This window comes from Ensifer sp. KUDG1, from assembly GCF_050434285.1.
In the GTDB taxonomy this organism is placed as follows: Bacteria; Pseudomonadota; Alphaproteobacteria; order Rhizobiales; family Rhizobiaceae; genus Ensifer.
Map to the genome: position 1 here is coordinate 188,327 of NZ_JBNDIG010000001.1, position 24,482 is coordinate 212,808.

The 24,482-nt window shown below is 64.1% G+C and carries 29 protein-coding genes; 16 read left to right on the forward strand and 13 right to left on the reverse strand.

Annotated features, from left to right (window positions below):
• The first annotated feature begins 1 nt into the window (after window position 1).
• A complete protein-coding gene (mbfA, locus tag M2267_RS00975) occupies window positions 2-985 on the forward strand; it encodes an iron exporter MbfA (protein ID WP_402323603.1) in 984 nt (327 codons plus the stop codon).
• Between the two features lie 73 nt (window positions 986-1,058).
• On the opposite strand, the gene M2267_RS00980 is transcribed toward mbfA, so the two are convergent.
• Entirely contained in the window at window positions 1,059-1,679 is a 621-nt protein-coding gene (locus M2267_RS00980; protein WP_043617116.1) for a transglutaminase-like cysteine peptidase, read from the reverse strand.
• Window positions 1,680-1,967: 288 nt separating this feature from the next.
• A complete protein-coding gene (locus M2267_RS00985) occupies window positions 1,968-2,771 on the reverse strand; it encodes an alpha/beta hydrolase (protein WP_429111961.1) in 804 nt (267 codons plus the stop codon).
• Between the two features lie 220 nt (window positions 2,772-2,991).
• Between M2267_RS00985 and infC the strand changes: the two genes are divergently transcribed.
• Window positions 2,992-3,528: a translation initiation factor IF-3 gene (gene infC / locus M2267_RS00990; RefSeq protein WP_043617110.1), complete on the forward strand. Its 537-nt coding sequence runs from the start codon at window positions 2,992-2,994 to the stop codon at window positions 3,526-3,528.
• Between the two features lie 172 nt (window positions 3,529-3,700).
• Here infC and M2267_RS00995 read toward each other — a convergent pair whose 3' ends face one another.
• Window positions 3,701-4,006 carry a hypothetical protein gene (locus M2267_RS00995; RefSeq protein WP_429111962.1) on the reverse strand — a complete coding sequence of 102 codons (306 nt, stop codon included), beginning with the start codon at window positions 4,004-4,006 and terminating at the stop codon, window positions 3,701-3,703.
• Window positions 4,007-4,021: 15 nt separating this feature from the next.
• Here M2267_RS00995 and M2267_RS01000 point away from each other — a divergent pair, with 15 nt between their 5' ends.
• From M2267_RS01000 to pheT, 9 genes are all read left to right on the forward strand, one after another.
• Window positions 4,022-4,210, forward strand: a complete 189-nt coding sequence (locus tag M2267_RS01000) for a hypothetical protein (protein WP_043617105.1) — start codon at window positions 4,022-4,024, stop codon at window positions 4,208-4,210.
• 279 nt (window positions 4,211-4,489) lie between these two features.
• Entirely contained in the window at window positions 4,490-4,957 is a 468-nt protein-coding gene (locus tag M2267_RS01005) for a PepSY domain-containing protein (RefSeq protein WP_052201799.1), read from the forward strand.
• 9 nt (window positions 4,958-4,966) lie between these two features.
• Window positions 4,967-5,632, forward strand: coding sequence for a response regulator transcription factor (locus tag M2267_RS01010; RefSeq protein WP_043617101.1), 666 nt, complete (start codon window positions 4,967-4,969; stop codon window positions 5,630-5,632).
• Entirely contained in the window at window positions 5,629-6,996 is a 1,368-nt protein-coding gene (locus M2267_RS01015) for a sensor histidine kinase (RefSeq protein ID WP_429111964.1), read from the forward strand. The genes M2267_RS01010 and M2267_RS01015 overlap by 4 nt, the downstream gene beginning before the upstream one ends.
• Window positions 6,997-7,217: 221 nt before the next feature.
• Complete coding sequence (gene rpmI / locus M2267_RS01020) at window positions 7,218-7,421, forward strand: 50S ribosomal protein L35 (RefSeq protein ID WP_043617095.1); 204 nt, start codon at window positions 7,218-7,220, stop codon at window positions 7,419-7,421.
• Window positions 7,422-7,460: 39 nt separating this feature from the next.
• Window positions 7,461-7,865: a 50S ribosomal protein L20 gene (rplT, locus tag M2267_RS01025; RefSeq protein ID WP_043617092.1), complete on the forward strand. Its 405-nt coding sequence runs from the start codon at window positions 7,461-7,463 to the stop codon at window positions 7,863-7,865.
• Window positions 7,866-8,010: 145 nt separating this feature from the next.
• Window positions 8,011-8,784, forward strand: a complete 774-nt coding sequence (locus tag M2267_RS01030; protein WP_429111966.1) for a serine/threonine protein phosphatase — start codon at window positions 8,011-8,013, stop codon at window positions 8,782-8,784.
• A 52-nt stretch (window positions 8,785-8,836) separates the two neighbouring features.
• A complete protein-coding gene (gene pheS / locus M2267_RS01035; RefSeq protein ID WP_043617089.1) occupies window positions 8,837-9,919 on the forward strand; it encodes a phenylalanine--tRNA ligase subunit alpha in 1,083 nt (360 codons plus the stop codon).
• Window positions 9,920-9,952: 33 nt separating this feature from the next.
• Window positions 9,953-12,379, forward strand: a complete 2,427-nt coding sequence (gene pheT, locus M2267_RS01040) for a phenylalanine--tRNA ligase subunit beta (RefSeq protein ID WP_429111969.1) — start codon at window positions 9,953-9,955, stop codon at window positions 12,377-12,379.
• Window positions 12,380-12,439: 60 nt separating this feature from the next.
• Here pheT and M2267_RS01045 read toward each other — a convergent pair whose 3' ends face one another.
• The 3 genes from M2267_RS01045 to M2267_RS01055 all read right to left on the reverse strand — a co-directional run bounded on the left by M2267_RS01045 (window position 12,440) and on the right by M2267_RS01055 (window position 14,295).
• Window positions 12,440-12,838 carry a VOC family protein gene (locus M2267_RS01045; RefSeq protein WP_429111971.1) on the reverse strand — a complete coding sequence of 133 codons (399 nt, stop codon included), beginning with the start codon at window positions 12,836-12,838 and terminating at the stop codon, window positions 12,440-12,442.
• Window positions 12,835-13,197, reverse strand: a complete 363-nt coding sequence (locus M2267_RS01050; protein ID WP_034804642.1) for a nuclear transport factor 2 family protein — start codon at window positions 13,195-13,197, stop codon at window positions 12,835-12,837. The genes M2267_RS01045 and M2267_RS01050 overlap by 4 nt, the downstream gene beginning before the upstream one ends.
• 102 nt (window positions 13,198-13,299) lie before the next feature.
• Complete coding sequence (locus M2267_RS01055) at window positions 13,300-14,295, reverse strand: aldo/keto reductase (RefSeq protein ID WP_429111972.1); 996 nt, start codon at window positions 14,293-14,295, stop codon at window positions 13,300-13,302.
• Between the two features lie 248 nt (window positions 14,296-14,543).
• Here M2267_RS01055 and M2267_RS01060 point away from each other — a divergent pair, with 248 nt between their 5' ends.
• Both M2267_RS01060 and M2267_RS01065 read left to right on the forward strand, forming a co-directional pair.
• On the forward strand, window positions 14,544-15,434 hold the full coding sequence (locus M2267_RS01060; RefSeq protein ID WP_429111973.1) for a LysR family transcriptional regulator: 891 nt from the start codon (window positions 14,544-14,546) through the stop codon (window positions 15,432-15,434).
• Between the two features lie 79 nt (window positions 15,435-15,513).
• Window positions 15,514-16,149, forward strand: coding sequence for a hypothetical protein (locus M2267_RS01065; protein WP_429111975.1), 636 nt, complete (start codon window positions 15,514-15,516; stop codon window positions 16,147-16,149).
• Here the strand turns inward: M2267_RS01065 and M2267_RS01070 are convergent.
• Both M2267_RS01070 and M2267_RS01075 read right to left on the reverse strand, forming a co-directional pair.
• Window positions 16,101-16,574: an N-acetyltransferase family protein gene (locus M2267_RS01070; RefSeq protein ID WP_429111977.1), complete on the reverse strand. Its 474-nt coding sequence runs from the start codon at window positions 16,572-16,574 to the stop codon at window positions 16,101-16,103. The genes M2267_RS01065 and M2267_RS01070 overlap by 49 nt on opposite strands.
• A 19-nt stretch (window positions 16,575-16,593) precedes the next feature.
• A complete protein-coding gene (locus M2267_RS01075) occupies window positions 16,594-17,544 on the reverse strand; it encodes an aldo/keto reductase (protein WP_429111979.1) in 951 nt (316 codons plus the stop codon).
• Window positions 17,545-17,743: 199 nt separating this feature from the next.
• Here M2267_RS01075 and M2267_RS01080 point away from each other — a divergent pair, with 199 nt between their 5' ends.
• Window positions 17,744-18,730 (forward strand): Gfo/Idh/MocA family protein, encoded by a 987-nt coding sequence (locus M2267_RS01080; RefSeq protein ID WP_043617070.1) that lies wholly within the window; start codon window positions 17,744-17,746, stop codon window positions 18,728-18,730.
• Window positions 18,731-18,796: 66 nt separating this feature from the next.
• Here the strand turns inward: M2267_RS01080 and M2267_RS01085 are convergent, their stop codons facing one another.
• The gene (locus tag M2267_RS01085; protein ID WP_429111981.1) at window positions 18,797-19,201 is read right to left on the reverse strand and encodes a hypothetical protein; all 405 of its coding nucleotides are present in this window, start codon (window positions 19,199-19,201) and stop codon (window positions 18,797-18,799) included.
• Window positions 19,202-19,330: 129 nt separating this feature from the next.
• On the opposite strand from M2267_RS01085, the gene M2267_RS01090 reads away from it, so the two are divergent.
• A complete protein-coding gene (locus M2267_RS01090) occupies window positions 19,331-20,110 on the forward strand; it encodes a helix-turn-helix domain-containing protein (RefSeq protein ID WP_043617066.1) in 780 nt (259 codons plus the stop codon).
• A gap of 4 nt (window positions 20,111-20,114) precedes the next feature.
• Here M2267_RS01090 and M2267_RS01095 read toward each other — a convergent pair whose 3' ends face one another.
• Genes M2267_RS01095 through M2267_RS01110 form a run of 4 tightly spaced genes read right to left on the reverse strand, consistent with a single transcriptional unit; the run spans window position 20,115 to window position 22,452 of the window.
• Window positions 20,115-20,324, reverse strand: a complete 210-nt coding sequence (locus M2267_RS01095) for a hypothetical protein (protein WP_043617063.1) — start codon at window positions 20,322-20,324, stop codon at window positions 20,115-20,117.
• A 17-nt stretch (window positions 20,325-20,341) separates the two neighbouring features.
• Entirely contained in the window at window positions 20,342-20,710 is a 369-nt protein-coding gene (locus tag M2267_RS01100; protein WP_245281632.1) for a transporter, read from the reverse strand.
• Between the two features lie 3 nt (window positions 20,711-20,713).
• Window positions 20,714-21,421: a class I SAM-dependent methyltransferase gene (locus M2267_RS01105; RefSeq protein ID WP_429111983.1), complete on the reverse strand. Its 708-nt coding sequence runs from the start codon at window positions 21,419-21,421 to the stop codon at window positions 20,714-20,716.
• Window positions 21,418-22,452: a glycosyltransferase family 2 protein gene (locus M2267_RS01110; protein WP_429111985.1), complete on the reverse strand. Its 1,035-nt coding sequence runs from the start codon at window positions 22,450-22,452 to the stop codon at window positions 21,418-21,420. Before M2267_RS01110 ends, M2267_RS01105 begins: the two co-directional genes overlap by 4 nt.
• A gap of 176 nt (window positions 22,453-22,628) precedes the next feature.
• Between M2267_RS01110 and M2267_RS01115 the strand changes: the two genes are divergently transcribed.
• The gene (locus M2267_RS01115) at window positions 22,629-24,410 is read left to right on the forward strand and encodes a hypothetical protein (RefSeq protein WP_429111987.1); all 1,782 of its coding nucleotides are present in this window, start codon (window positions 22,629-22,631) and stop codon (window positions 24,408-24,410) included.
• Window positions 24,411-24,482: the final 72 nt, after the last annotated feature.

Here is a 24,482-nt window from a genome sequence, read left to right on the forward strand (position 1 = left end):
GATGTTTTCCCGTCTCTTCTCCCGTTCCAAGCGCCCGTTTTTGTCCCTGAGCGAACAGGAAATCCTGGCGCTCGCGATCTCCTCCGAAGAGGACGACGGGCGCATTTATCTCGCCTATGCCGATGCGCTTCGGGCGCAATACCCCCACTCGGCAAAAGTGTTCGAGGAGATGGCGGAGGAGGAAAGCCACCACAGGCAATGGTTGATCGATCTGCACGTCCAGCGTTTCGGCAACCGTATCCCGCTCATCCGGCGCGAGCATGTGCGCGACTTCCCCGAGCGCAAGCCCGACTGGCTGATTGCCGAAATGCCGATCGAAAAGGCGCGCGAGGAAGCCGAAGCGATGGAGGAGGCGGCGCACCGCTTCTATGTCGAGGCCGCGACCAGAACCCAGGATGCCGCCACCCGCAAACTGCTCGGCGATCTCGCGATCGCCGAAAAATCGCATGAATCGCTCGCCCGTCGGCTCGGCGAGCAGCATACGCCCGAGGACGTGCGCGCCGAGGAGGACCAGACCGCGCGCCGCCAGTTCATCCTCACTTACGTTCAGCCCGGTCTCGCCGGCCTGATGGACGGTTCGGTGTCGACGCTGGCCCCGATCTTCGCCGCGGCCTTCGCGACCCAGGACACCTGGCAGACCTTCCTCGTCGGTCTCTCGGCCTCCGTCGGTGCCGGTATTTCCATGGGCTTCACCGAAGCCGCCCATGATGACGGCAAGCTTTCCGGTCGCGGCTCGCCGATCAAGCGCGGCCTGGCGTCGGGCATCATGACCGCGCTTGGCGGTCTCGGCCATGCGCTGCCCTACCTGATCCCGCATTTCTGGACGGCGACCGCGACGGCGGCCGTGATCGTCTTCGTCGAGCTTTGGGCGATCGCCTTCATCCAGAACCGCTACATGGAAACGCCGTTCCTCAGAGCCGCCTTCCAGGTGGTGCTCGGCGGCGGTCTGGTGCTGGCGGCCGGCATCCTGATCGGCAACGCCTGACGGCGCGGGGCAGATACGAAAAAGGGCCGGTTCGACCGGCCCTTTTTTAAAAACTCTTCGTGTTGCCTTGAAGTCAGTTGCCGACCGAGCCGACGAGGACTTCCGCGCCGTTCTGGATCGTGACCCAGCGGCCGCTGTGGTTCGACGCCTGGCGCTTCAGGTAGCGGTAGGGCGTATGGGTCCAGAGCTTGACGCCGTTTTCGAGGTTGTCGAGGATGAAGTCGCCCTGCGCGGTGCGCACGGTCAGTACCGCATGGCCTTCGCCGTCGGGCTTGCGCACCACGGTGATCAACAGGTCGCTTGCCGAGAAGCCCTTGCTCATCAGGCGCTTGCGCTTTTCGAGTACGAAGTCTTCGCAGTCGCCAGCGCCGTCCGGATAGGACCAGACTTCGTCCCGGCCGTGCAGTTCCAGGTCGGTCATCGGCGTGATCTCGCGGTTGACGGTCGCGTTCACCTGCCGGATCGTTGCCCAGCCCCGTTCGGTCACGCGTGCAGCGACGGTTCCCTTGGAGCGTACGTTGCACTCGCTCTTGTACTTCTGACAGAATTCGTAGTGGCCGATCGGCTGCGAGGTCGCCGAGCCAGTCTGCATCCAGGGAGACGATCCCGCCTGTGCGGGGATTGCCGTGTTTGCTGAAATGAAAAGTGCGCAGAACGCCGCGATACTTCCCTTAACTCCAGTCCAAGACGCCATACAAGTCCCCTGCGGCGCGGTATGCCGGACGCTCTTTGTCCGGACGCATTCGCGCAATCCTGAGTTGAAGGCAGCTTGTTTAGGTTCGTCCCCGGCGCTGCTCTAATCGTTAATAAAGAGTTAATAGCGTCGGGACTGCAGAGTCAATCTCCGGAATCGGGGCATCGGAGTTTATGGTTAAAACCGGAACTGGACGCACGCGAACCGTTGCGCCGCAGGGGATCTGCGGCGCAGGAGCGGTTTTGTCCCTGGGTTCTGGTCGAAAGGAAGGGATATTCCGGCGACGGCTCAGGCGAGCATCGTGCCGATCGCCTGTTTCATTTTAGCAATGTCTTCTTCGCGCGAGAGGCGATGATCGCCATCGCGAATGAGCGTCATCACGACGTCGTCGGCGGGCAGGTGCTCCATCAGCCGCAAGGCGTGGGTATAGGGCACGTCGGGGTCGCGCATGCCCTGCAGGATGTGCACCGGGCAGCCGGTCGAGATCGTGCCGTCGAGCACCCGGTTTTTTCGCCCGTCCTCGATCAGCGCGCGGGTAAAGATGTTCGGTTCGGGGCTATATTCGGAAGGCTCTTCGAAATAGCCGCGTTCGGAGAGCGAGGCCCGCTCCGCATCCGTCAGGTTGGGCTCGATCAGTTCGGCGGTAAAGTCGGGTGCCGGCGCGATCAGCACGAGGCCGGCGACCCGGTTTCCGTCGCCCCGACGCCGGAGTTCCTGGATGACCCGCAAGGCAATCCAGCAGCCCATCGACGAGCCGATCAGCACCACGCGTCCGGGTGCGGCCTGGTCGATGACGGCGAGGCTTTCTTCGAGCCACCGCGAGATCGTGCCGTCGGCGAAGGCACCGCCGGAGGCGCCATGGCCGGAATAATCGAAGCGCACGCAGTCAGCGCCTCGCTCCATCGCATAGCGCTCGACCTCGACCGCCTTGGTGCCGGTCATGTCCGAACGGTAGCCGCCGAGCCAGACCAGCGTCGGCTGCCCGTCCGTCGGCTTGTCGGCATGCCGCACGCGCATTGCGATCCTGCGTCCGGCCTCCGCTGCGCCGACCTCGATGAAGCTGTTTTCCGTCTCGGCTGGCGTGTTCTGCATGCAAATTCTCTCCAAAGGCCGGTTTCGTTGGCGATTTTCCTTCTAAAACAGATTCGTCTTGCTATCGACAGGTGGTGATTTTCCTTGCAAGCCGTGCTATTGACTCTCCCGTCGCAATTCACACATAGCCGTCGGTGACAGATTCAGGCGCTTCGTTTGGGATCGCGCCGGCGAACGAATTAAACAACATTTTTCGAAATAGCTCGAGGAGAGTACGACCATTCGCAGACCGTTCAAAGCGGACGCCCCCGTCAAGGAGGGGCCGCGCTCAAACAAGGAAATCCGGGTGCCCCGGGTTCAGCTTATCGACGCCGAAGGCCAGAACATCGGCGCCGTTCCGATCGATCAGGCGCTCCGCATGGCGGAGGAAGCCGGTCTTGATCTGGTAGAAATCGCACCGAACTCCGAACCGCCGGTGTGCAAGATCCTGGATCTGGGCAAGCTGAAATACGCCAACCAGAAGAAGGCGGCTGAAGCGCGCAAGAAGCAGAAGATCGTCGAAATCAAAGAAATCAAGATGCGCCCGAACATCGACACGCATGACTATGACGTGAAGATGAAGGCAATGAACCGGTTCTTCGAGGACGGCGACAAGGTCAAGGTCACGCTGAAGTTCCGCGGCCGCGAAATGGCGCACCAGGAACTGGGCATGAAGCTTCTGCTGCAGGTCAAGGACGACACCCAGGCGATCGCCAAGGTGGAAGCCGAGCCGAAGCTCGAAGGCCGTCAGATGATGATGGTTCTCGCGCCGCGCTAAGCGCTGCCGCCCATCCGTCGAAATGACGAAAGCCGCCTCCGGGCGGCTTTTTTCGTTGCGCGATCCTTCCGGCTTTGCTGACAGAATGCTGACAGTCGCCCTCAGCGTGCTGTCAGGCATCCCGTGCCATTCTCTCCGCATCAAATCGGGAGAAGGAGCCGAGATCATGAATTCAGTGCTGCGAAAGGCCTTGCTCGTTTCTACGGTCGGTATCTGCGGCCTCGTATCGGCGCCGATCGGCGCCTCGCTCGTTGCCACCGGTCCGTCGCATCCTTTCTCGACCATGGCGTTCGCCGACGATGACGACAACGACAACGACGACCACGGTGGTGGCGATGACGACCGCGACGACGATCGGGGCCATGATCGCGACGACGACGATGACGATGATCGCGGTCCCGGTCATCGTGACGATGACGATGATGACGACCGCTTTGACGACATTGACGACGACTTCGACGATGCCCGGGATGATCATGAGATTGAGCTACGGGTGACCGATGAAAATCTCCGCGGCCTGCGCAATGGCTCGCTGGTTGCCGTCGACAATCTCGGCCGGGTGCTCGAGGTCGAGGTGGAATACGAACGCGGCGTTCGCGTCGTGACGGTCGAGCCGCACGACAGCGATATCCGCCGCAATCCGGGACCGATCGGCAGCGTCTCCATCCGTCCGGCATTCTGATCCGGTCACGATTTGCCCGGCGCATTAGCCCCACACCATGCGCCGGAGCAATGGTCGGCCGTCACCAGCCCGCCCGGCGGTCCGACCCGGCAAGCGTATGCCCCCTGTGCCCGAGACGGCATTGGGGGCATGCGCGTCGCTGGCGTTCTCGCCAAGGCTGGCATAGGCTCGCCCCGAACGATGTCCGCGGCGTCGCGGTAGAGAAACCACCTGGCGGGCGCATCCGCAACGCATGTGGAAGGACCTGAAGCTGAGGAGCAGTTGCGACAGGATGAAGCCATGGCGATGACACGACGAGACCTGATCGCGCTCTTCTGCTGCTCGCTCCTGCTTTCGCTCGCGCCGCAGCCTGGCGGCATCGCGGCCCTGGCCAAGGATGACGACGACGACGATGACGGCGGCTCGCATGGCGGCGGCGGTCACGGCAACGACGATGATGGCGATGATGATGACGACGACGAAGACGATGATGACGACGAAGACCTCGGGGCGGATGGCGCCGGCGGTGCGCGGCGGAGCGATCAGGAGCGGGCGCGCGACGGCGTCGAAAAGGGCGACATCCTGCCGCTGAAGGAGGTTCTTCGGCTGGTCGACGAAGACAGATACGGCCGGGTCATCGCGGTCGATCTCAAGCGATCCGGCGGCAGCGAGATCTACCGGCTCCGCACCCGCGACCGGCAGGGCACGATCCGCAACCTGCGCATCAATGCTCGAACCGGCAAGTTCGTGAACATTTTCGGGTTCTAGAGGAGCGTCATGCGGATTCTTCTGGCGGAGGACGATCCCAATATTGCAGCTCATGTGGCAAGCCGGCTGGAGGCCGAAGGTTATGGCGTCGATACGCTTTCCCATGGCCCGGATGTCTGGGAGCAAGGAGAGAGCGGCAACTACGCCCTGGTCATCCTCGATCTCGGCCTGCCGGGTATGGACGGGCTGTCGATCCTGAAGCGCTGGCGGCAGGCGGGGCTGGAGACGCCGGTTCTGGTGCTGACGGCGCGCGGCTCCTGGATGGAGCGCGTCGACGGTTTCGATGCCGGGGCGGACGATTACCTGCCGAAACCCTTCCGCGCCGAGGAACTCCTGGCGCGGCTGCGCGCGCTCCTGCGGCGCGCCGGTCCGCGTGTGACATCGGTGCGTGCTGCCGGGCGCTTCACCCTCGACGAAGCTGGGCGCCGAGTGACCTTCGACGGGCAGCCGCTCGACCTCAGCCCGCTCGAATACCGCATGCTCGCCCTGTTCGTGGAGCGCAAGGGCCAGGTTGTCACGCCGCTCGAGCTGGCAAGCCACGTGCAGGGCCGCGACGACGATGCCGCCAAGAATGCGGTGGAAGCGATGATTGCCCGCCTGCGCAAGAAGACAGAGAGCGGCGCGATCGAAACGCGGCGCGGGTTTGGCTATGTGCTGCCGGACGTTGGTGCATGATCCGCTCGTTGCGGCTGAGGCTGGCAATCGGCGCATCGGTCGCCATCTGCCTGGTTCTGCTGGTGGTCTGGCTGTCTTTAAGCCGGCTTTTCACCGATTATGTTGCCGGACGCTACCGCGCCGAAATGGCAACGCTCGTCGATACCGTTGCCGCCCAGGTGCGGGTGCGCAACGGTGAATTGGTGCTGCCGCGCGAGCCGGCCGATCCACGCCTGAGCCTGCCGGCCGGCGGCCGCTACTGGCAGCTCGACCGAGACGGCGGCACGCCGCTGCGTTCACGCTCTCTCTGGGACACGGTGATCGATGCCGATCGCCCGTCGGCGCCGCACCACTTGGGTTTTCTTGAGGCGGAGGGGCCCGACGGTGCGCCGATCCTCGTCTACCGCCAGGCCCTGACGCTCGGCGAGGGCGCGGATGCCAAGCGGTTCGCCGTCGCCGCCGGTTTTGCGCGCGGCGAACTCGATGACGCCTTGTCCGCCTTTCACGGCCGCATCCGGCTGATGCTGCTGGCGACGGCGGCCGTGCTTGCCGGCGCCGCATTTCTACAGGGTGCGCTCGGCCTTCTGCCGCTGGCGCGGCTGCGGGAGCGGGCCGCTCGCGTCCGCTCCGGCGAGGAGAAGGACTTTGGTCTGGCCGGCCCGAGCGAAGTGCAGCCGCTCGTCAGCGAAATCAATCTTCTGCTTGCGGAGCGCGCGACGGCGTTGGCGCAGGCCCGGGCGCGCGCCAGCGATCTTGCCCACGGGCTGAAGACGCCGCTGACGGTGTTGGCACAACTTGCCGAAGGCCTGCCGAAACAACAGCGCGACATCGCCCTCGAGCAGGTCGACCTCGTGCGCCAGCGCGCCGACCGCCAGCTTCAGGCGGCCCGCATGGGCGTCGAGCGCATGGCAACGACCTCGATCGCCGACCTCGGCAACAAGCTGGTCAGCGTCCTGCGTCCCGTGACCGCCGAGCGCGACGTTGCCTGGGAGGTCGACATCGATCCGTCGATTTCGATCGACGTCGATCCGGCCGACCTTGCCGAATGTCTCGGCAACCTGCTCGACAATGCTGCCAAATGGGCGCGGGCGCGTATCCGGCTTTCGGCGGGGATGATCGACGGGCGCGTTCGGATCGCCGTCGGTGACGATGGGCCGGGCATTGCGGAGGGCGATCGCGCGCAGGCAATGCACCGCGGGAGCCACAGTGCCAATTCCGCGCCGGGCCACGCTTCCGGCAATGGCCTCGGACTGGCGATCAGCGCCGATATAGCGGAGGCCTATGGCGCGGCCATGTCGCTCGGGCAATCGGCGTTGGGTGGTCTTGAGGTCGCGCTGATCTTCGACGTCGGCGGCGGCAGCCGGCGCCCGCGCGATCCGACCTGAGGTGCAATGCGTCGCCGCAAAAAAAGGCGGCATGCGCAGGCGGCGAAGGCACTGGATCGCCGCTTGCAGCCCGCTCTTTCGATTCCCCAGTTGCGCTTTTCGGGATGTGCGGTTATAAGCCCCCGTCCGAACGGTCCGGCAGGGCATGCCGTGGCCGTTCTTAACGCTGGAAATGGACCTCGTCTGTCCGTTTCGATTCTTAAGAACAATGGAGTAGCAAAATGCCCAAGATGAAGACGAAATCGTCTGCCAAGAAGCGGTTCAAGATCACCGCCACCGGCAAGGTTCGTGCTGCAGCTGCTGGCAAGCGCCACGGCATGATCAAGCGTACCAATAAGTTCATCCGCGACGCGCGTGGAACGATGATCCTCGCTGAGCCCGATGGCAAGAAGGTCGTCAAGAACTACCTGCCGAACGGTCTCTAAGACTTTCAGGCATATTGGACACGTTAAGGAGATCATGACATGGCACGTGTAAAACGCGGCGTAACCGCCCACGCCAAGCACAAGAAGACGCTGAAGGCAGCCAAGGGCTTCTACGGCCGTCGCAAGAACACCATCCGCGCCGCCAAGGCAGCGGTTGACCGTTCGAAGCAGTACGCTTACCGCGACCGCAAGGTTAACAAGCGCAACTTCCGCGCTCTCTGGATCCAGCGTATCAACGCTGCCGTCCGCGAATTCGGCCTGACCTACGGCCGCTTCATCGACGGCCTGAACAAGGCTGGCATCGAAGTCGACCGCAAGGTTCTGTCCGACATGGCTATCCATGAGCCGGCAGCATTCGGCGCCCTCGTCGAAGCTTCCAAGAAGGCGCTCGCCTACCTCAAGGAAGCAGGTACGGAAAACGAGTTTGAAAGCGCTGTTCGTTAAGCCAGCGTTTTCCCAAAATCGTTTTTGAAATTAGTTGGGAAACCCGCGCTGGCAGGGCTGGCGCGGGTTTTTCTTGTTTTACGGGACGAAAGTGTACCACGATCGAAGGGGACCATGCGCGGTCCCGGAGCTTGATGACGACGATATGACGTCTCTGCTGGCAGCGCTTGCAGCCGGCCGGGAGCGCGTTGAGCGCTGCGAGCTCAAGGATCGTATGGTCTGGATCAAGCGCTACTGCCGCCAGGGCCCCCGTCTTTGGCTGCGCACGCAAGCCTTCATCGCCCGGATCTGTGGCCTTCCCGTGCTGCTGCCTTCCCCGCTTCTCGACATCGAGGGCATGATCGAGCGCGAAGTTCGCCAGATCGCGACCTTCTCCGAGGCCGGTTTCATGACGCCTGAGGTCATCTATCGCGGACCGAAGGTGCTGGTTCTCTCCCATCTCGGCCTGCCGGTCAGCAAGCATATGGGGCCGCTGCGCGACAGTGACGCCGACGCCCACGATCAGCTGCTGGTGCGCTGTGCTGCGGAACTCGGGCGCCTGCACCGCGCCGGCCTTTGCCACGGACGCCCGCATCCGCGCGATTTCATCATCGACAACGGCGAATTCGGCTTCCTCGATTTCGAGGAGGTGCCTGCGAGCGTCATGCCGCTGGCGACCGCCCAGGCGCGCGACCTCTGGCTCCTGTTTTTGCAGGTAGCGAGCCGGGCCCTTCTGCCGGAGACCCCGGCAGTGGCCTTTGCCGCCTGGAAGTCCGCCGCTCCGGCGGAAGCCAGCAGGGCGCTCACCGAAATCATGCCGCTCTTCATCCGCTTGCTGCCGCTGGCGCGCTTCCTCCTGCGCTTCCGCAAGGGCAACGATATCATCCGTTTCATCGCTGCGACGGACTATCTGGCGGGTGCGACGCAATCACATTCTTGAAGACAAGAACCGATATAGAACCGAACCCATTCCCGCATCGAGGCAGGACAGAATGAGCGAACTGGAAACACTGGAACGGACACTCCTGGCGGACATCGACGCCGCCGGCGACGAAGGATCGATCGAGGCGGTGCGCGTCAACGCACTCGGCAAGAAGGGCTCGATCTCCGAGCTGCTGAAGACGCTCGGCACCATGACGCCCGAGGAGCGCCAGACCCGCGGCGCGCAGATCAACGCGCTGAAGAACACGGTCGCCGAAGCGATCGCCGCTCGCAAGTCGGCGCTCAAGGACCAGGCGATCGCCGAGCGCCTGGCGCGCGAGACCGTCGACATCAGCCTGCCGGTGCGCTCGTCGCCGGCCGAGCGTGGCCGCATTCACCCGATCAGCCAGATCGTCGACGAGATCACCGCGATCTTCGGCGACATGGGCTTCTCGATCGCCGAAGGGCCGGACATCGAAACCGACTACTACAACTTCACGGCGCTGAATTTCCCCGAGGGCCATCCGGCTCGCGAGATGCACGACACCTTCTTCTTCAATCCGGATGAAAACGGTGAGCGCAAGGTGCTGCGCACGCACACCTCGCCGGTGCAGATCCGCACCATGGAAGCGCAGAAGCCGCCGATCCGCATCATCATTCCCGGCAAGACCTACCGGCAGGATTCCGACGCGACCCATTCGCCGATGTTCCATCAGGTCGAAGGCCTGGTGATCGACAAGGCGGCGAATGTCGCCAACATGCGCTGGGTGCTGGAAGAATTCTGCAAGGCCTTCTTCGAGGTCGACCAGGTGACGATGCGCTTCCGCCCGTCGTTCTTCCCCTTCACCGAGCCGTCTTTCGAGGTCGATATCCAGTGCGACCGCTCCGGCCCGATCGTCAAGTTCGGCGAAGGCACCGACTGGATGGAGATCCTCGGCTGCGGCATGGTGCACCCGAACGTGCTGCGCTCCGGCGGGCTCGACCCGGACGAGTACCAGGGTTTCGCCTGGGGCATGGGCCTCGATCGCATCGCGATGCTGAAATACGGCATGCCGGACCTGCGTGACTTCTTCAACGCCGACGTCCGCTGGATGACCCACTATGGCTTCCGCCCGCTGGACATGCCGACGCTGTTCGGCGGTCTCTCGGCCTGATCGCGCGCAGATATTTAGGACACAGGTGAAATCATGAAATTCACGCTTTCCTGGCTCAAGGACCACCTTGAAACCGACGCTTCGCTGGAAGAGATCTGCGCGCGCCTGACGATGATCGGGCTCGAAGTGGAAGACGTCGACGACAAGGCCGCCTTCAAGCCCTTCGTCATCGCCAAGGTCGTTTCGGCCGAGCAGCATCCGAACGCCGACAAGCTGCGCGTGCTGATGGTCGACACCGGCGCCGGCGCTCCGATCCAGGTCGTCTGCGGCGCACCGAATGCGCGTGCCGGCCTCGTCGGCGCTTTTGCAGCCCCCGGCACCTACGTGCCCGGCATCGACGTGACGCTCGCCGTCGGCACCATCCGTGGCGTCGAAAGCCGCGGCATGATGTGCTCGGAAAAGGAACTGCAGATCTCCGAGGATCACAACGGCATCATCGACCTTCCCGCCGATGCGCCCGTCGGCACGAGCTATGCGACCTACGCCGGCCTCGACGATCCGATGATCGAGATCAACCTGACGCCGAACCGGCCGGACTGCACCAGCGTCTACGGCATTGCCCGTGACCTCGCCGCTTCCGGCCTTGGCACCTTGAAGGCGCGCAACGCGCCGACCTTCAAGGTGGAAGGCGACACGCCCACCAAGCTGACGCTCGACCTCGGCGAAGACAAGCATCTCTGCCCGGGCTTCTCGCTGCGCCTGGTGCGCGGCGTCAAGAACGGCCCGTCGCCGAAGTGGATGCAGCAGCGTCTGCTCGCCATCGGCCTGCGCCCGATCAACGCTCTGGTCGACATCACCAACTACATGACCTTCGACCAGGGTCGCCCGATGCACGTCTTCGACGCCGCCAAGGTCAAGGGCAACCTGACGGTCCGCCGCGCCAAGGACGGCGAGACGGTGCTTGCGCTCGACCAGCGCGAATACAAACTCGGCCCCAACAACGTGGTTATCGCCGACGAAAAGGCGATCGAGTCGATCGGCGGCGTCATGGGCGGCGAACATTCCGGCTGCGACGAGAACACCACCGACGTGCTCATCGAATCGGCGCTCTGGGACCCGATGAACATCGCCAAGACCGGCCGCACGCTCGGCATCATCACCGATGCGCGCTACCGCTTCGAACGTGGCGTCGATCCGGAATACATGGTGCCCGGTCTCGAGCGCACCACCGAGCTGGTGCTCGAACTCTGCGGCGGCACGGCGGCCAAGGCGGAAGTGGTCGGTTATGCCGGCTACAGCCCGAAGATCGTCGACTTCCCGGTTTCCGAAGTGAAGCGCCTGACGGGCCTGGAAGTCTCCTCCGAGGAGAGCGTCTCGATCCTGAAGAAGCTCGGCTTCGGCGTCGAAGGTTCCGGCGATCGCTTCAAGGTCTCGGTTCCGTCCTGGCGCCCCGATGTCGACGGCAAGGCCGATCTCGTCGAAGAGGTCATGCGCATTCACGGCGTCGACAACATTGTCGCCGCCCCGCTGCCGAGCCATGGCACCGTCAACGGCAAGATCCTCACGACGCTGCAGATCCGCACGCGCCTTGCCAAGCGTGCGCTCGCAAGCCGCGGCATGCTCGAAGCCGTCACCTGGTCGTTCATCTCCGAGGAACAGGCCAAGCTCTTTGGCGGCGGCGCACCGGCGCTGAAGCTCGCCAACCCGATTGCCGCCGACATGTCCGACATGCGCCCGTCGCTGTTGCCGGGTCTCTTGACCGCTGCTCAGCGCAACGCCGACAAGGGTTTCGGCGACGTCGCGCTGTTTGAGGTGTCCGGTACCTATGAAGGCGATACGGCGGACGCGCAGCGCCGCGTTGCCGGCGGCATTCGTCGCGGCACCGCTTCGTTGAACGGAGCAGGTCGTCTCTGGTCGAACGCCGCCAAGGGCGGCGGCAAACCGGTCGACGTCTTCGATGCCAAGGCCGATGCCATCGCAGTGCTCGAAGCCTGCGGCGTGCCGATGGGCAACGTCCAGTTTGAGCCGGGCGGTCCCGCCTGGTACCACCCGGGCCGCTCCGGCACGATCAAGCTTGGTCCGAAGATCGTTCTCGGCACTTTCGGCGAGTTCCACCCGAAGACGCTCGAAGCGCTCGACGTCTCGGGCGCGCTCGCAGGCTTCGAGATCTATGTCGATGCCATGCCCGAGCCGAAGAAGAAGGCGACCCGCACCAAGCCGGCGCTCGACCTCTCGCCGTTCCAGGCGGTCAAGCGCGACTTCGCCTTCGTCGTCGACAAGACGGTGGAAGCCGGCGCCATCCTGCGCGCCGCTTCCGGTGCCGACCGCAAGCTGGTCACCGGCGTCAGCGTCTTCGACGTCTTCGAGGGCGCCTCGCTCGGCGAAGGCAAGAAGTCGATCGCCATCGAGGTGACCATCCAGCCGGTCGAGCGCACGCTCACCGACGAGGATTTCGAGGCGCTCACCGCCAAGATCGTCGCCAATGTGACGAAGACGACCGGCGGCGTTCTGCGCGCCTGACCCGATCGATACGACTGAACGAAAAAGGCCGCTGCACCGCAGCGGCCTTTTTGTTGAACCCTATTGCGCGCGCTGCATCAGCTCGATGCGGTTGCCGAAGGGGTCGTTGACATAACATCTGCGGTAGCCGGCAAGCGGTTCGGCCTCAGCGATCGTCACGCCGCCGGCTTCGAGCCTGAGGATCAGGCGTTCGAGACCGTCGACCAGGAAGGCCGGATGGGCCTTGCGCGCCGGTACGAAATCCCGGTCGATGCCGAGATGCAGGCGGATGCTGCCCTGCTCGAACCAGCAACCACCACGGCCAAGCAGGTTGGCCGGCTTGGCGATCTCCGTCAGCCCGAGCAGCCCACCGTAAAAGCCGCGCGCCAAGTCTTCGCCGCCCTCCGGTATCGCAAGCTGTACATGCTCGATGGCAAGCAGCCGGCCGGTCGACGTGGCCTCGGGTCCGCCGTCCGTCATTGCGCGTGCAGGTGATAGATCTTGTTGACGATCAGCCAGCGGCCGTCGATCTTCACCAGCGACAGGTAATCGGAGAAGCGCTCTCCGGCGAAGCTGTCGATGACCTTCACCGTGGCGGCGTCGCCGGTAATGTCGATCATCTGCACGTCCATTTCCGGCTGTGTTCCGGGCGGTGCCGCACCGGTGTCGAGGATCGCCTTGATGAAGCCGTCACGCGTCATCCATTCGAGTGCGCCCTGGTAGTTGCCGATGATCGCAGCATCCGGATGGAACGCCTTGCGCAGCGCCCCCTCGTTCGCAAATGCCATGCCGTCGACATAGAGGTGCACCACTGCACTGATCGCCTGTTCGTCGGACATCCCCGCTCCTCCTGACCTTTTGACCGTCGATCGAGAGGTAGGGCACCCGGCGGGAATTTCGATGGGTGATCTCCTCGCGCCGGTGGGCGCGAGGAGAAGGTGTCAGCGGTTGGTGAGCGCCAGCGACGCATCTGTGTAGCGCTTGCCGGCGACCAGGGCCGGGGAGAGGGCTTCGGCGAGCCGGCTCGATTCTTCGGCCGTGAGCGTGATGTCCGCAGCGGCGGCGTTCTGTTCCAGATGGTCGAGCTTGCGGGCGCCGGGGATCGGCACGATGAAGTCGCCCTGGTTGATCACCCAGGCAAGAGCCAGTTGGGCGGCGGTCACACCCTTTTCTTTGGCCAGCGCCTGCAGCGTTTCGACCTGCCGGACGTTGGCGTCGAGGTTCTCCGCCTGGAACCGCGGCAGCGAGCGGCGGAAGTCGTCGGCTTCCAGATCCTCGGTCTTGCGGATCGCGCCGGTCAGCATGCCGCGTCCAAGCGGGCTGTAGGGCACGAAGCCGATGCCGAGTTCGCGGCAGGTGGCAAGCACGTCTTCCTCCGGGTCGCGTGACCAGAGCGAATACTCGCTCTGCACCGCGGCGATCGGGTGAACCCTATGGGCGCGGCGGATGGTGGCCGCACTCGCTTCCGAGAGCCCGAGCGCCCGTACCTTGCCCTCGCGCACCAGTTCGGCCATGGCGCCGACGGTGTCCTCGATCGGCACCTCAGGATCGACGCGGTGCTGGTAGTAGAGATCGATGACATCGGTGCCGAGCCGCTGGAGCGAGGCTTCCGCCACCGCCTTTGCCTGTTCCGGCCGGCCGTCGACGCCCCTGATCGCCTGGACGCTCGGCACGCCGGTTTCGATGCGGAAGCCGAACTTGGTGGCGATGACCACCTTGTCGCGCATCGGGCCGAGCGCCTTGCCGACGAGCTTTTCGTTCTCGAACGGGCCGTAGACTTCGGCCGTGTCGAAGAAGGTGATACCGAGATCGACGGCGCGCTGTAGCGTGCGGATCGATTCCGCTTCGTCCGCGGCGCCATAGGCAAAACTCATGCCCATGCATCCAAGGCCGATTGTGGAGACGGTAAGGTCACTTCCGAGTTTGCGGGTTTTCATGTCTGATCCTGTCTGGCTGCCATGCGTCGGAGGTAGCGCGCTGGGAGCGCACGTCTATCGTCCGAGGCATGAATGGGTGGGTGAAAACCGCCGTTACGCCCTCCTATGGCGCCACGACGGGTTCCTCTGTGTCATGGCCAAACGCACTCCTCGCGTCGTTCGAGCCTGGCAACACCTGAAGAATAGGCCTCGGCGCGGCGACTGAAAATCGCTGTCAATTCTCACGGGCTGTTCTATCATTTCGATCAATGAACAGAACTCAGCTTTCCCAACTTGCGGTACTGGCCGCCGTCGCCGCCCATGGCAGTTTTCGCGGCGCCGCGCGCGAGCTGGGCGTCGCACCTTCGGCCGTCAGCCACGCCGTCGGCAGCCTCGAGGCGAGCCTCGGCATTCGCCTGCTCGCCCGCACCACCCGAAGCGTCGCGCCGACGGAGGAGGGGCGCCGGCTGCTCGAACGGCTGGCGCCGGCGCTCGACGAGATCGCCCATGCGCTCGAAGCGGCGTCGGATGCCCGCGAGCGTCCCGCCGGCAACCTGCGCATCACTGCACCGCGTTTCGCTGCCGATCTGATCCTGGCGCCGCGCCTGGGCGCCTTCCTGGACCGCTATCCCGAGATTGTGCTCGAAATCGCCAACGAGGACGGCTTCACCGATATCGTCCAGGAAGGTTTCGATGCCGGCATCAGGCTCGGCGAGAGCCTGGAGGCCGACATGATCGCGGTGAAGGTCGGGCCGGAGCTCGAAAGCGCCGTCGTCGCGTCGCCCGAATACTTCCGACGCTACGGCCGGCCGCAGCATCCGCGCGACCTCGCGCAGCATCGCTGCATCCGTCGGCGCTTCTCCAACGGCACGCTCTATCGCTGGGAATTCGAGAAGGATGGCGAGGAACTGACGGTGTCGGTCGAGGGACCGCTGATCCTTGGCGAAGACCGGCCGATCATCAAGGCGACAATGGGCGGCGCCGGCCTTGCCTATCTCTTCCTCTCACGGGTCGAGACCGCGATTGCCGAAGGCAAGCTGGAGCGCGTCATGGCGGATTGGTGCGCACCCTATGCCGGTCCCTATCTCTACTATCCGAGCCGCCGGCAGATGCGGCCGGCACTGCGCGCCTTCATCGATTTCTTCCGGCACAGCGGATAGCCACGTCGCGAAATCGGGTGGCGCGACAGGCCCGGATCTGGAATGCCATTGGTTTCATGTCTTGATGAGAGGAAGGCCCATGAAGAAGCCCGGCTCGATGAAGGGCCTTGAAGATCTCGGCCGGGTGCGGCTTTCCCGGAACTTCTTCTTCCGCGATTTCCTGCATTCGGAGATCGCCGACTTTTACCGTATCCCGAACATTCCCGATGATCCGGATCTGGCGATCGAGGCCGGGCGGCGTCTCTGCGAGGAACTGCTGGAACCGCTGGAAGCGACCTTCGGCCGCCTCGTCATCCGCTCCGGCTACCGCAACCGCGCCGTCAACGGCTTCGGCAATGCCAACGGGCTGAACTGCTCGACCAATGCGGCCTCGGCCGCAGATCACATCTGGGACATGCGCGATGCAGACGGATGCATCGGCGCCACCGCCTGTATCGTCATCCCCTGGGTCTGGGACCGGCGCGGCGAGATCGGCGGCTGGCAGTCGATCGCCTGGTGGATCCACGACCATCTGCCCTATGCCTCGCTCTGTTTCTTCCCGAAGCTCTGGGCTTTCAACATCCAATGGCACGAGCGGCCGGCGCGCCGGATCATGAGCTTCGTCGAGCCGCGGGGTGTCTTGACCAAGGCCGGTATGGCGAACCAGGGAGGCCGCCATGCCGAGGCCTATGCCGGGTTTCCGGACGTGAGGACCGCGCCGATATTGACCTTATAGCGCACATGCTCGTCGGTGCCGGAGTAGCGGTCATAGAGCCGCCGCGCCGTTGCATTGTCGGCCTCGGTGTACCAGTAGAGCCGGTCCCAGCCCTTATCCTGGCAATGCGCGATCAGATCGTCGATCATCGCCCGCGCCACGCCCTGGCCGCGTGCGGCAGGCTCGACATAGAGATCCTCGATATAGCAGATCGGATGGCGGAAGAAGGTGGCGAGTTGCTCCTGGCAGATCGCAAAGCCGACCACCTGCCCGTCGAGGATCGCCAGCCGCGCAAAGAGCGGCGCGACGGGATCGGTCAACCGCTTCCAGGTGCCGTCGATGATGTCTTCGGCGAGTTCGCTGCCGGAAAAGGCGACATAGCCGGCCCAGAGGCGACGCCAGTCCGCCTCGTCGCCGCCTGTCGCGGCGCGTATCGTCAATGCCATTGTGTTGTTTTTGCTCCCGTCATTCACCGACGTCGTTGAGTTTTCGCACCGCCTCGTCCGACAACTTGAGTTCCGCGGACCGAATGAGGCTCTGCAATTGCGCAAGGCTGGTGGCGCTGGCGATGGGGGCCGTGACGCCTTTGCGCGTGCGGATCCAGGCAAGGGCGATTTCCGCCTGGGTTGCCCCGGTATCGGCGGCGATGTCGTCGAGCACGCCAAGGATGCGCATGCCGCGTCCGTCGAGATATTTCTCGACACCGCTGCCGCGTGCCGAGCCTTCGAGGTCCTTGTGCGTCCGGTACTTTCCCGAAAGGAAGCCGCGCGCCAGCCCGAAATAGCTGATGACGCCGATCTCCTCGGCAATGCAGAGGTCGCGCAGCGGCCCTTCGAAGGCATCGCGGTCGTAGAGATTATATTCCGGCTGCAGCACCTGATAGCGGGGCAGGCCCTGGTTGGCGGACACGTCGAGCGCCTCGCGCAGTTGCAGCGAGTTCAGGTTGGAGGCGCCGATCGCCCGCACCTTGCCTTCGGACAGAAGCTGGTCGTAGGCCGCAAGCGTCTCCTCGTAGGGCGTTTCCGGATCCGGCCAATGCGAGAGATAGAGGTCGATATGGTCGGTCTGCAGGCGTTTCAGCGAATCCTCGACCGCTTGCAGGATCCAGCGGCGCGAAAGCCCCTTGCGGTCGGGTCCGAGTTCGGAGCCGACCTTGGTGACGATGACGGCCCTGTCGCGAGACCGGCCCGACTGTTTCAGCCACTTGCCGATGATCGTTTCGGACTCGCCGCCCTGATTGCCGGGCGCCCAGGAAGAATAGACATCGGCAGTGTCGATGGCGTTGAACCCGACATCGAAAAAGGCGTCGAGCAGCGCGAAAGAGGTCTTCTCGTCGGCGGTCCAGCCGAAGACATTGCCGCCGAAGACGAGGGGCGCGATTGTCAGGTCGGTGCGGCCAAGTCTCAGTTTTTCCATGGTTTCGCTCCATTGGACTGGATGAAGGCATGTTGCGATCGGGAGGATTGCGAGGGAAAGATAGGGCAGAAAAGCTGACATTGTCACCCGCCTTTCGGCAATTTTCTGCACGGTGCCCTTCTTCGCCAAACCGCGCTCTGCCGCTTGCTAGGTACGTACCTCGGCGCTAGTCTCTGCCGCCAAATCAGGGAGCCTTGTCATGTTACGTTTCGGAATTCTGTCCACGGCCAGGATCGGCCGCGACCTCGTCGTGCCGGCCATTCAGGACGCGGAGAACGCCGTCGTTTCGGCTGTTGCCAGCCGCGACTTCGCCAAGGCCCGGGCCATGGCCGATCGCTTCTCCGCGCCGCATGCCTTCGGTTCCTACGAAGAGATGCTTGCCTCCGACGTCATCGATGCGGTCTATATTCCGCTGCCGACGGCGCAGCATGTGGAGTGGTCGGTCAAGGCCGCCAATGCCGGCAAGCATGTGCTTTGCGAAAAGCCGATTGCGCTGCGTGCATCCGAGATCGACCAGCTCATCGCCGCGCGTGACCGCAACGGCGTCGTGATCGCCGAAGCCTTCATGGTCACCTACAGCCCGGTCTGGCGAAAGGTCCGCTCGCTGATCGCCGAGGGCGCAATCGGCCGGCTGCGCCACGTCCAGGGTGCCTTCACCTATTTCAACCGCGACCCCAACAACATGCGCAACATCCCGGCGCTCGGCGGCGGCGGCCTGCCGGATATCGGCGTCTACCCGACGATCACCACCCGCTTCGTCACAGGCAAGGAGCCGGTGCGCGTTCAGGCAAGCACCGATCGCGATCCGGAATTCGGCACGGATATCTATTCGAGCGTGCGCGCCGATTTCGGTGATTTCGAGCTGAGCTTCTATATCTCCACCCAGTTGGCGGCCCGCCAGGTCATGGTCTTCCATGGTGACAAGGGCTTCATCGAGGTGAAGTCGCCTTTCAATGCTGACCGCTACGGCCGCGAGGAAGTGGAATTGACGAACCAGAACCACGCCCAGTCCCAGCTCTTCCGCTTCCAGGACGCGCGCCAGTACAAGCTCCAGGCCGAGGCTTTCGCCCGCGCCGCCAGGGGCGAGGACGAGGAAGTGGTGACGCTGGAAAACTCCCGCCTCAATCAGAAATTCATCGACGCGATCTACCGCGCCAGCGCCAAGGACGGTTGGGAGACCATCTGATCGACGGCAAGGGCCCGCCGGTCTTGCCGGCAGGCCCTTGCTTCATGATCTCCTGCGATCGTCCCGTCAGGCAAGCGCTGCCTGTTCTCGTGCGAGGCCCCGCAGCTTGAAGATCAGAAAGTCGGCGACCGTGATCAGGCCGATGACGATGAAACCGATACCCGCGACATTGAGAAGCGGGTAGGCCGCGACCAGCAGCGCCACGCTTGCCACCTGCCACAGCACGTCGCCGGCGATGCTGACGCGTGCAGCGGCCGCCACCGGGCCGCCGTTGCGTGCCGCGGAGAGGTGAAACAGCCCCCAAAGCAACAGTCCGACGCCGAGCACCTTCAACACGGCGGGGGTCGCGGCGGGGCTGAACAATGCGGCAAGCGGTGCCGCGCCGAGGATCAGCACGGCGCCGACGGCCAGCGAGTATACGCCGTCGGCAAGGAAGGTCTTGTTGAGCAGGCTGCGGTTCGAGAAGGTCATCGTCGGCTCCATCCGTTTGTCGATGGCCGGATATTTGCGCCGATGACGTCATCGAGCCAATTACCTCTGAGGTAATGGATTTTACGTCCGCCGCGCGCCACTCTCCGGCAGAACGGAGAATCACGACCCATGCAGTTTGGCGAACATCTGAAGGAATGGCGCGGGCACCGGCGCATGAGCCAGCTTGATCTTGCGGTTGCCGCCGGCATCTCGGCGCGCCACCTGTCATTTCTTGAGACCGGCCGTTCGAAGCCGTCGGAGGGTATGATTTTGCGGCTGGCCTCCGTGCTGGAAGTGCCGGCGCGCGACCAGGGCACGCTGTTTTCGGCAGCTGGCTATCGACCGCGCATGGCGACGCGGCCTGCCGCCGGGCTGGACGCCATGCCGCCGGTCGTTGCCAATGCCATCAGGCTGATTCTCGCGAGACATGATCCCTATCCGGGGCTGGTGCTCGACCACGAATATACGCTGCTGGTCGTCAACCCGGCGCTGGCGAGCCTTGCTGTTGCCGCCGACATTCCGTTTCAGCCCGGAGAAAACTTCCTCGACACCTTCCTTGGCAACGACAATGTGCGCAAGCTGGTCGTCAACTGGGAGGCCGCTGCCGCCGATCTGGTGCAGCGGGTCAGGACCGAAGCCTGGTTGCAAGGTCCGCGCAGCCGTCTCGGCAAGCGGCTGGAAAAAGCCGCGTCCAATCCGGCCGTGGCGCGTGCGATCGAGAACCATCCGGACACCGACCGGCTGCCAGTGCTGCCGATCGAGCTCGACATCGGCGGCTTGCGCTTGAGCTTCATCACCACGCTTCAGACCTTCGGCTCGACCCAGGATGCGCTGGTCGAGGGCGTGCTGATCGAATCCTTCTTTCCGGCGGACGAGGAGACCAGGGCGTTCTTCGAACGCAAGGGATGACGGGCTACCGGTCGCGCTCGATGCCGATGGCGATTGCGCCGCAAATCATCAGCGCGACGCCCATGTTGTAGGCGCCGATCGCTGCCGCCGCCTGGATCCAGTCGCCGTTTGCTCCGGCCAGCGCCAGCAGCCCGGTGCCTGCAAACAGGCAGGCGCGGGCGGATTTGAGGCCGCATATGGCAATGCCGAGGACGAAGGATGCGGTGACGATCATGAGGCCCGCCTATCCCCTTAGGAGTTGATGATGATCATGCCGCTGATGATCAGCGCGGCGCCGAAGGCGTAGCGCAGCGTCACCGCCTCGCCGAGAAAGACGGCGGCGAGCAGCGGCACGATGCAGAAGGTGAGCGCCATGAAGGAATAGGCGATCGTCAAGGGCACCGACTTGATCGTGAAGATCCAGATGATCGTGCCGATACCATAGACGGCGAGCGCGATCAGCAGGGTCGGGCTGAGGGCCAGGGCCAGAAGCCCCTGGGCACTGGCGTTCCCGGTCTTCGCGCTTGTCAACTTGAAGAGGATCTGCCCGGCCGAGATCAGCACCGGGGTGAAAAACAGCCCGAACCAGACGGTGGGTGCGAGATTGAGGTTCATCGCCATGCCTCACTCCGCCGCGGCAGTTCTGTCTTCGCAATAGAAGATGTCGCGGCCGATATCGACACATGTATGCGCTGCTGGAACCGGATGCATCGCCCGCAGGAAGGAGTGGGTATAGGGGAAGAAGTTGAAGTGCGGATTGAAGGTGTAGCGATATTCGCGTTCACGCGGCACGACGATGATCAGCCGCCGGCGGGTGACCCGGCGAAGCTCGGCGATCGCCTTGCGATAGTCGAGAATGTGCTCGATCACATGCGTGCAGACGACCGTGTCGAATTCGCCGTCGGCAAAGGGCAGGTCTTCGATCATCGCGGCGTGATATTCGATGCCTTCGATCCGGGCCGCATCGTCGATGGCGAAGTCGACGCCGGCGAGGCGCGTGAGGCCAGGCTTGGTCTCCCGGATCCGCTTCAAGAGAACACCGGTGCCGCAACCGACGTCGCAGACGCTGTCGCCGACGACGCTTGCCGCGATCTTGCGCACGCAGGCTTCGGAATTGTCCGTTCCCTCGTGCACCCGGGGATGCTGCCGGTAGAGGTCCTCGTACTCGTTCGCTGACAGGAACGGCGCCCGTGCGCGAAAGTCGGCGAGATGCGCGATGTGCTTGCCCCAGGCAAGGCTCGCCATGCCCTTGAACAAGCGCGAATCCCTGAGGATCGGTGGAATGACGTCTTCGATCAGGAAGCGGATGCGGTTGGTCGTTTCCCGGTTCATCCGCGGCTCTCCCGCACAATGCGTGGTGCCGACTGCAATCCGGCCTCCTGGATGTCGACGCTCTCGACCGGCATGGCCCGCGAAGGGGTTGCGATGTAGTGCAGCCGGAGCTGCTCGGTGCGGGCGCGCGAGACCGAATCGAGGATCAGTCCTGCCGTGAACGTGATGATCGACATCATCAGCATGGCTAGCGCAAAGACCCAGGTGGGCATGCGCGGCACGAGCCCGGTCGCGAAATATTCGAGCAGGACGGGCATCATGAAGCCGATGCTCGTCGCAAAGAAGGCCATGGCGATCACGCCGAAGAACGTGAAGGGCCGCGTTTCCTTCATGAGCATCGCGAAGGTCCAGAGGATCTTGGCGCCGTCCTTGTAGGTCGACAGCTTGGAATGGGAACCTTCCGGGCGCCGGCCATAGTCCAGTTCCAGTTCCGCGACCGGCAACTTGAGACGCGAGGCATGGACCGACATCTCGGTCTCGATTTCGAAACCGTTGGAAATGGCCGGGAAGCTCTTGGCAAAGCGCCGCGAGAGCACGCGGTAACCGGAGAAGATGTCGTTGAAATCCGTGCCGAAAATTTCCCGATAGAGAATGTTGAAGAGCCTGTTGCCGAAGGCGTGGCCCTGCCGGCCGGCGTCGTCGTGAACCCCGCGCCGCGTTCCGACCACCATGTCGGCGCGCTCGGTGATCAGGGTGCGGATTAGGTCTTCCGCATCGGTCGGGCAATAGGTGCTGTCGCCGTCCGCCATGACATAGATGTCGGCGTCGATATCGGCGAGCATGCGGCGCACCACGTGCCCCTTGCCCTGCCGGCGTTCACGCACAACGGTCGCGCCGGCGAGCATCGCCTTCAGCGCGGTGCCGTCGGTCGAGTTGTTGTCATAGACGTAGATGCGTGCCGTCGGCAGTGCCGTCTGGAAACCCTGGACCACCTGTCCGATGGTCGATGCTTCGTTGTAGCAAGGCAGGAGAACGGCGATGTTGAAGCGGTCGAACATCAAGGTGGCTCGGTTGCTGTTGGATCGCGCCATCATAGGATCAGGGTGTTAACAAGGTGCCAAGGTGCGCCGCGCGGGGCGGTCCAAGCGGCATGCGCCGCTGCCGTGCGCTTTACGCTTTCTTGATCGCAGGGGCGTAAGCTCCGCGCGATCAAGAGGGACGGAGACCTATGTCGGGCGGCACGGCAGCACTACCGGAAATGGCGGCGATGCCCAGGCAGCGACGGTTCTCGTCGAACCTCCTATGGATGGTGCTCGCCTATGGCGTGCCCACGGTTCTTTTCCTCGTCACCCAGTTCATGCGGGCACCGGATTATCTCGGCCGCGACAATGACGATGCCATGCGCCTGGTCGAGGTGCGCGATCTCCTTGCCGGCCAGAGCTGGTTCGACCTGATGCAGCTCCGCCTGGGGCTCGAGGGCGGAACGCTGATGCACTGGTCGCGCCTGATCGACCTGCCGATCGCCGAGATCATGTCCTTGTTCCGGCCCTTTGTCGGCGTGGCGCAGGCGGAAGTCCTGGCGCTGGCGATCTGGCCGATGGCGCTCGCGGTCACGCTGCTGGCGGCGATGGGGCTCGCCGGACGCCGGGCCGGCGGCACGGCCGCCATGCATTTCTGCCTGGGGCTGACTGCGATCTTCATCGCCACCTCGAACCGCTTCCTCGGAGGAGCGATCGACCACCACAATGTGCAACTGGTGCTGGCTGCGGTCATGGTGGCCATGCTCGTCGATCGCCGGTATCGTGCCCTGAACTATGCGCTTGCCGGAGTGGCGGCGGCCATCGCGATCGCCGTCGGTGCCGAAACCACGCCGTTCGTGGCCGTCGTCTGCGCCATCGTTGCCTGCCAATGGCTCTGGGCCGGCCAACCGGCCGCCCGCGCGACGGTCGCCTTCGGCCTGTCGCTGGCAACGGGCCTCAGCGTCATCTTCTTTTCGACCGTGCCGCCGCGCCTCTATTTCGTCGCGACCTGCGACAATCTCTCGATCGCCTTCTATTCGCTGGCGTTGACCGGCGGCGTCCTTCTGGCGCTCGCGGCCGTCACGGTCAGCCACCGCGCGCCGGCGCTGCGCTTCGGCGCGCTCGCTCTCTGCGGTCTCGGCGTTGTCGCGGTCGCCCTGGCGGTGGCGCCGCAATGCCTCGGCAATCCGCTGGCCGGTCTCGATCCGTTGCTCGTCGAACTCTGGCTCGACCAGGTCTCCGAAGCCCGTTCCGTCGCGCTCATTGCTGCGCAGGAGCCGACCAATATCGGCGCTTACTATTTCACCGGCGCCTTTGCCTCGGCGATCTGCCTCTGGCGCATCTGGCGTCGCGACCGGGTCGATCTCCATCTCGTGCTCCTTGCCCTGGTGTTTTCGAGCCTGGCGATCGCGCTTGTCCAGGTCCGCGGCATGGCATTCTCCAACCTGCTCGCCATCGTGCCGATGGCGCTGCTGCTGGCCGATCTGCGCGCGCGGTCGGGCGGCGGAACGGCTGGGGCCCGCGCCTCCCTTCTCTATGTCGGCGCCCTGCTCGTTTCCGTTCCGGCGACGTGGGCCATCGCCGGAACGCTTGCAGAAAAGGGGATCAACGGGTTTGCTGCGGCAGAAAGGGTGGTCACCAACGGCGAGGCGTGCCTGAGCGACGTCGCGCTTGCCGATATTGAGCGGCTTGCGCCGTCGCTGGTCGTCGGACCGTCGGATATCGGCGCGACACTGCTTCGCCGCACCGAACACCGCGTGCTCAGCGCTCCCTATCATCGCAATGCCGCCGGCATGCTTCGCGAGCTGAAGATCGGCCTGGCCGAGCCTGAAGCCGCAGCCGTCCTGTTGCACCAGCTCGGCCAGCCGGTGCTCGCCTTCTGCGCCGTCGACGTGCAAACGCAGATCATAGCTGCCCGTGCTCCCGATGGTCTCTATGCCGACCTCGCCGCCGGGCGTGTGCCGGCGTTTCTGACGCCCCTGCCGGTGTCGGAAGGCTCGCCCATCCGGCTCTACACGCTGTCGCCTTGAGCGCCACGCCCCTGGCGCGTGGAAAGCGTGAGGGATGTGCTGGCCTTCGGCGAAGGGTGCGGTAAAAGAGGC

Coding starts and splice junctions, on each gene's coding strand:
- mbfA (WP_402323603.1), top strand. CDS start 2: ATGTTTTCCCGTCTCTTCTCCCGTTCCAAGCGCCCGTTTTTGTCCCTG.
- M2267_RS00980 (WP_043617116.1), bottom strand. CDS start 1,679: ATGGCGTCTTGGACTGGAGTTAAGGGAAGTATCGCGGCGTTCTGCGCA.
- M2267_RS00985 (WP_429111961.1), bottom strand. CDS start 2,771: ATGCAGAACACGCCAGCCGAGACGGAAAACAGCTTCATCGAGGTCGGC.
- M2267_RS00995 (WP_429111962.1), bottom strand. CDS start 4,006: ATGATCATCCCGGGCATCGTCGAAGTCGTCGTCAATGTCGTCAAAGCG.
- M2267_RS01005 (WP_052201799.1), top strand. CDS start 4,490: ATGGCGATGACACGACGAGACCTGATCGCGCTCTTCTGCTGCTCGCTC.
- M2267_RS01010 (WP_043617101.1), top strand. CDS start 4,967: ATGCGGATTCTTCTGGCGGAGGACGATCCCAATATTGCAGCTCATGTG.
- M2267_RS01015 (WP_429111964.1), top strand. CDS start 5,629: ATGATCCGCTCGTTGCGGCTGAGGCTGGCAATCGGCGCATCGGTCGCC.
- rpmI (WP_043617095.1), top strand. CDS start 7,218: ATGCCCAAGATGAAGACGAAATCGTCTGCCAAGAAGCGGTTCAAGATC.
- rplT (WP_043617092.1), top strand. CDS start 7,461: ATGGCACGTGTAAAACGCGGCGTAACCGCCCACGCCAAGCACAAGAAG.
- M2267_RS01030 (WP_429111966.1), top strand. CDS start 8,011: ATGACGTCTCTGCTGGCAGCGCTTGCAGCCGGCCGGGAGCGCGTTGAG.
- pheS (WP_043617089.1), top strand. CDS start 8,837: ATGAGCGAACTGGAAACACTGGAACGGACACTCCTGGCGGACATCGAC.
- pheT (WP_429111969.1), top strand. CDS start 9,953: ATGAAATTCACGCTTTCCTGGCTCAAGGACCACCTTGAAACCGACGCT.
- M2267_RS01045 (WP_429111971.1), bottom strand. CDS start 12,838: ATGACGGACGGCGGACCCGAGGCCACGTCGACCGGCCGGCTGCTTGCC.
- M2267_RS01050 (WP_034804642.1), bottom strand. CDS start 13,197: ATGTCCGACGAACAGGCGATCAGTGCAGTGGTGCACCTCTATGTCGAC.
- M2267_RS01055 (WP_429111972.1), bottom strand. CDS start 14,295: ATGAAAACCCGCAAACTCGGAAGTGACCTTACCGTCTCCACAATCGGC.
- M2267_RS01060 (WP_429111973.1), top strand. CDS start 14,544: ATGAACAGAACTCAGCTTTCCCAACTTGCGGTACTGGCCGCCGTCGCC.
- M2267_RS01065 (WP_429111975.1), top strand. CDS start 15,514: ATGAAGAAGCCCGGCTCGATGAAGGGCCTTGAAGATCTCGGCCGGGTG.
- M2267_RS01070 (WP_429111977.1), bottom strand. CDS start 16,574: ATGGCATTGACGATACGCGCCGCGACAGGCGGCGACGAGGCGGACTGG.
- M2267_RS01075 (WP_429111979.1), bottom strand. CDS start 17,544: ATGGAAAAACTGAGACTTGGCCGCACCGACCTGACAATCGCGCCCCTC.
- M2267_RS01080 (WP_043617070.1), top strand. CDS start 17,744: ATGTTACGTTTCGGAATTCTGTCCACGGCCAGGATCGGCCGCGACCTC.
- M2267_RS01085 (WP_429111981.1), bottom strand. CDS start 19,201: ATGACCTTCTCGAACCGCAGCCTGCTCAACAAGACCTTCCTTGCCGAC.
- M2267_RS01090 (WP_043617066.1), top strand. CDS start 19,331: ATGCAGTTTGGCGAACATCTGAAGGAATGGCGCGGGCACCGGCGCATG.
- M2267_RS01095 (WP_043617063.1), bottom strand. CDS start 20,324: ATGATCGTCACCGCATCCTTCGTCCTCGGCATTGCCATATGCGGCCTC.
- M2267_RS01100 (WP_245281632.1), bottom strand. CDS start 20,710: ATGGCGATGAACCTCAATCTCGCACCCACCGTCTGGTTCGGGCTGTTT.
- M2267_RS01105 (WP_429111983.1), bottom strand. CDS start 21,421: ATGAACCGGGAAACGACCAACCGCATCCGCTTCCTGATCGAAGACGTC.
- M2267_RS01110 (WP_429111985.1), bottom strand. CDS start 22,452: ATGGCGCGATCCAACAGCAACCGAGCCACCTTGATGTTCGACCGCTTC.
- M2267_RS01115 (WP_429111987.1), top strand. CDS start 22,629: ATGCCCAGGCAGCGACGGTTCTCGTCGAACCTCCTATGGATGGTGCTC.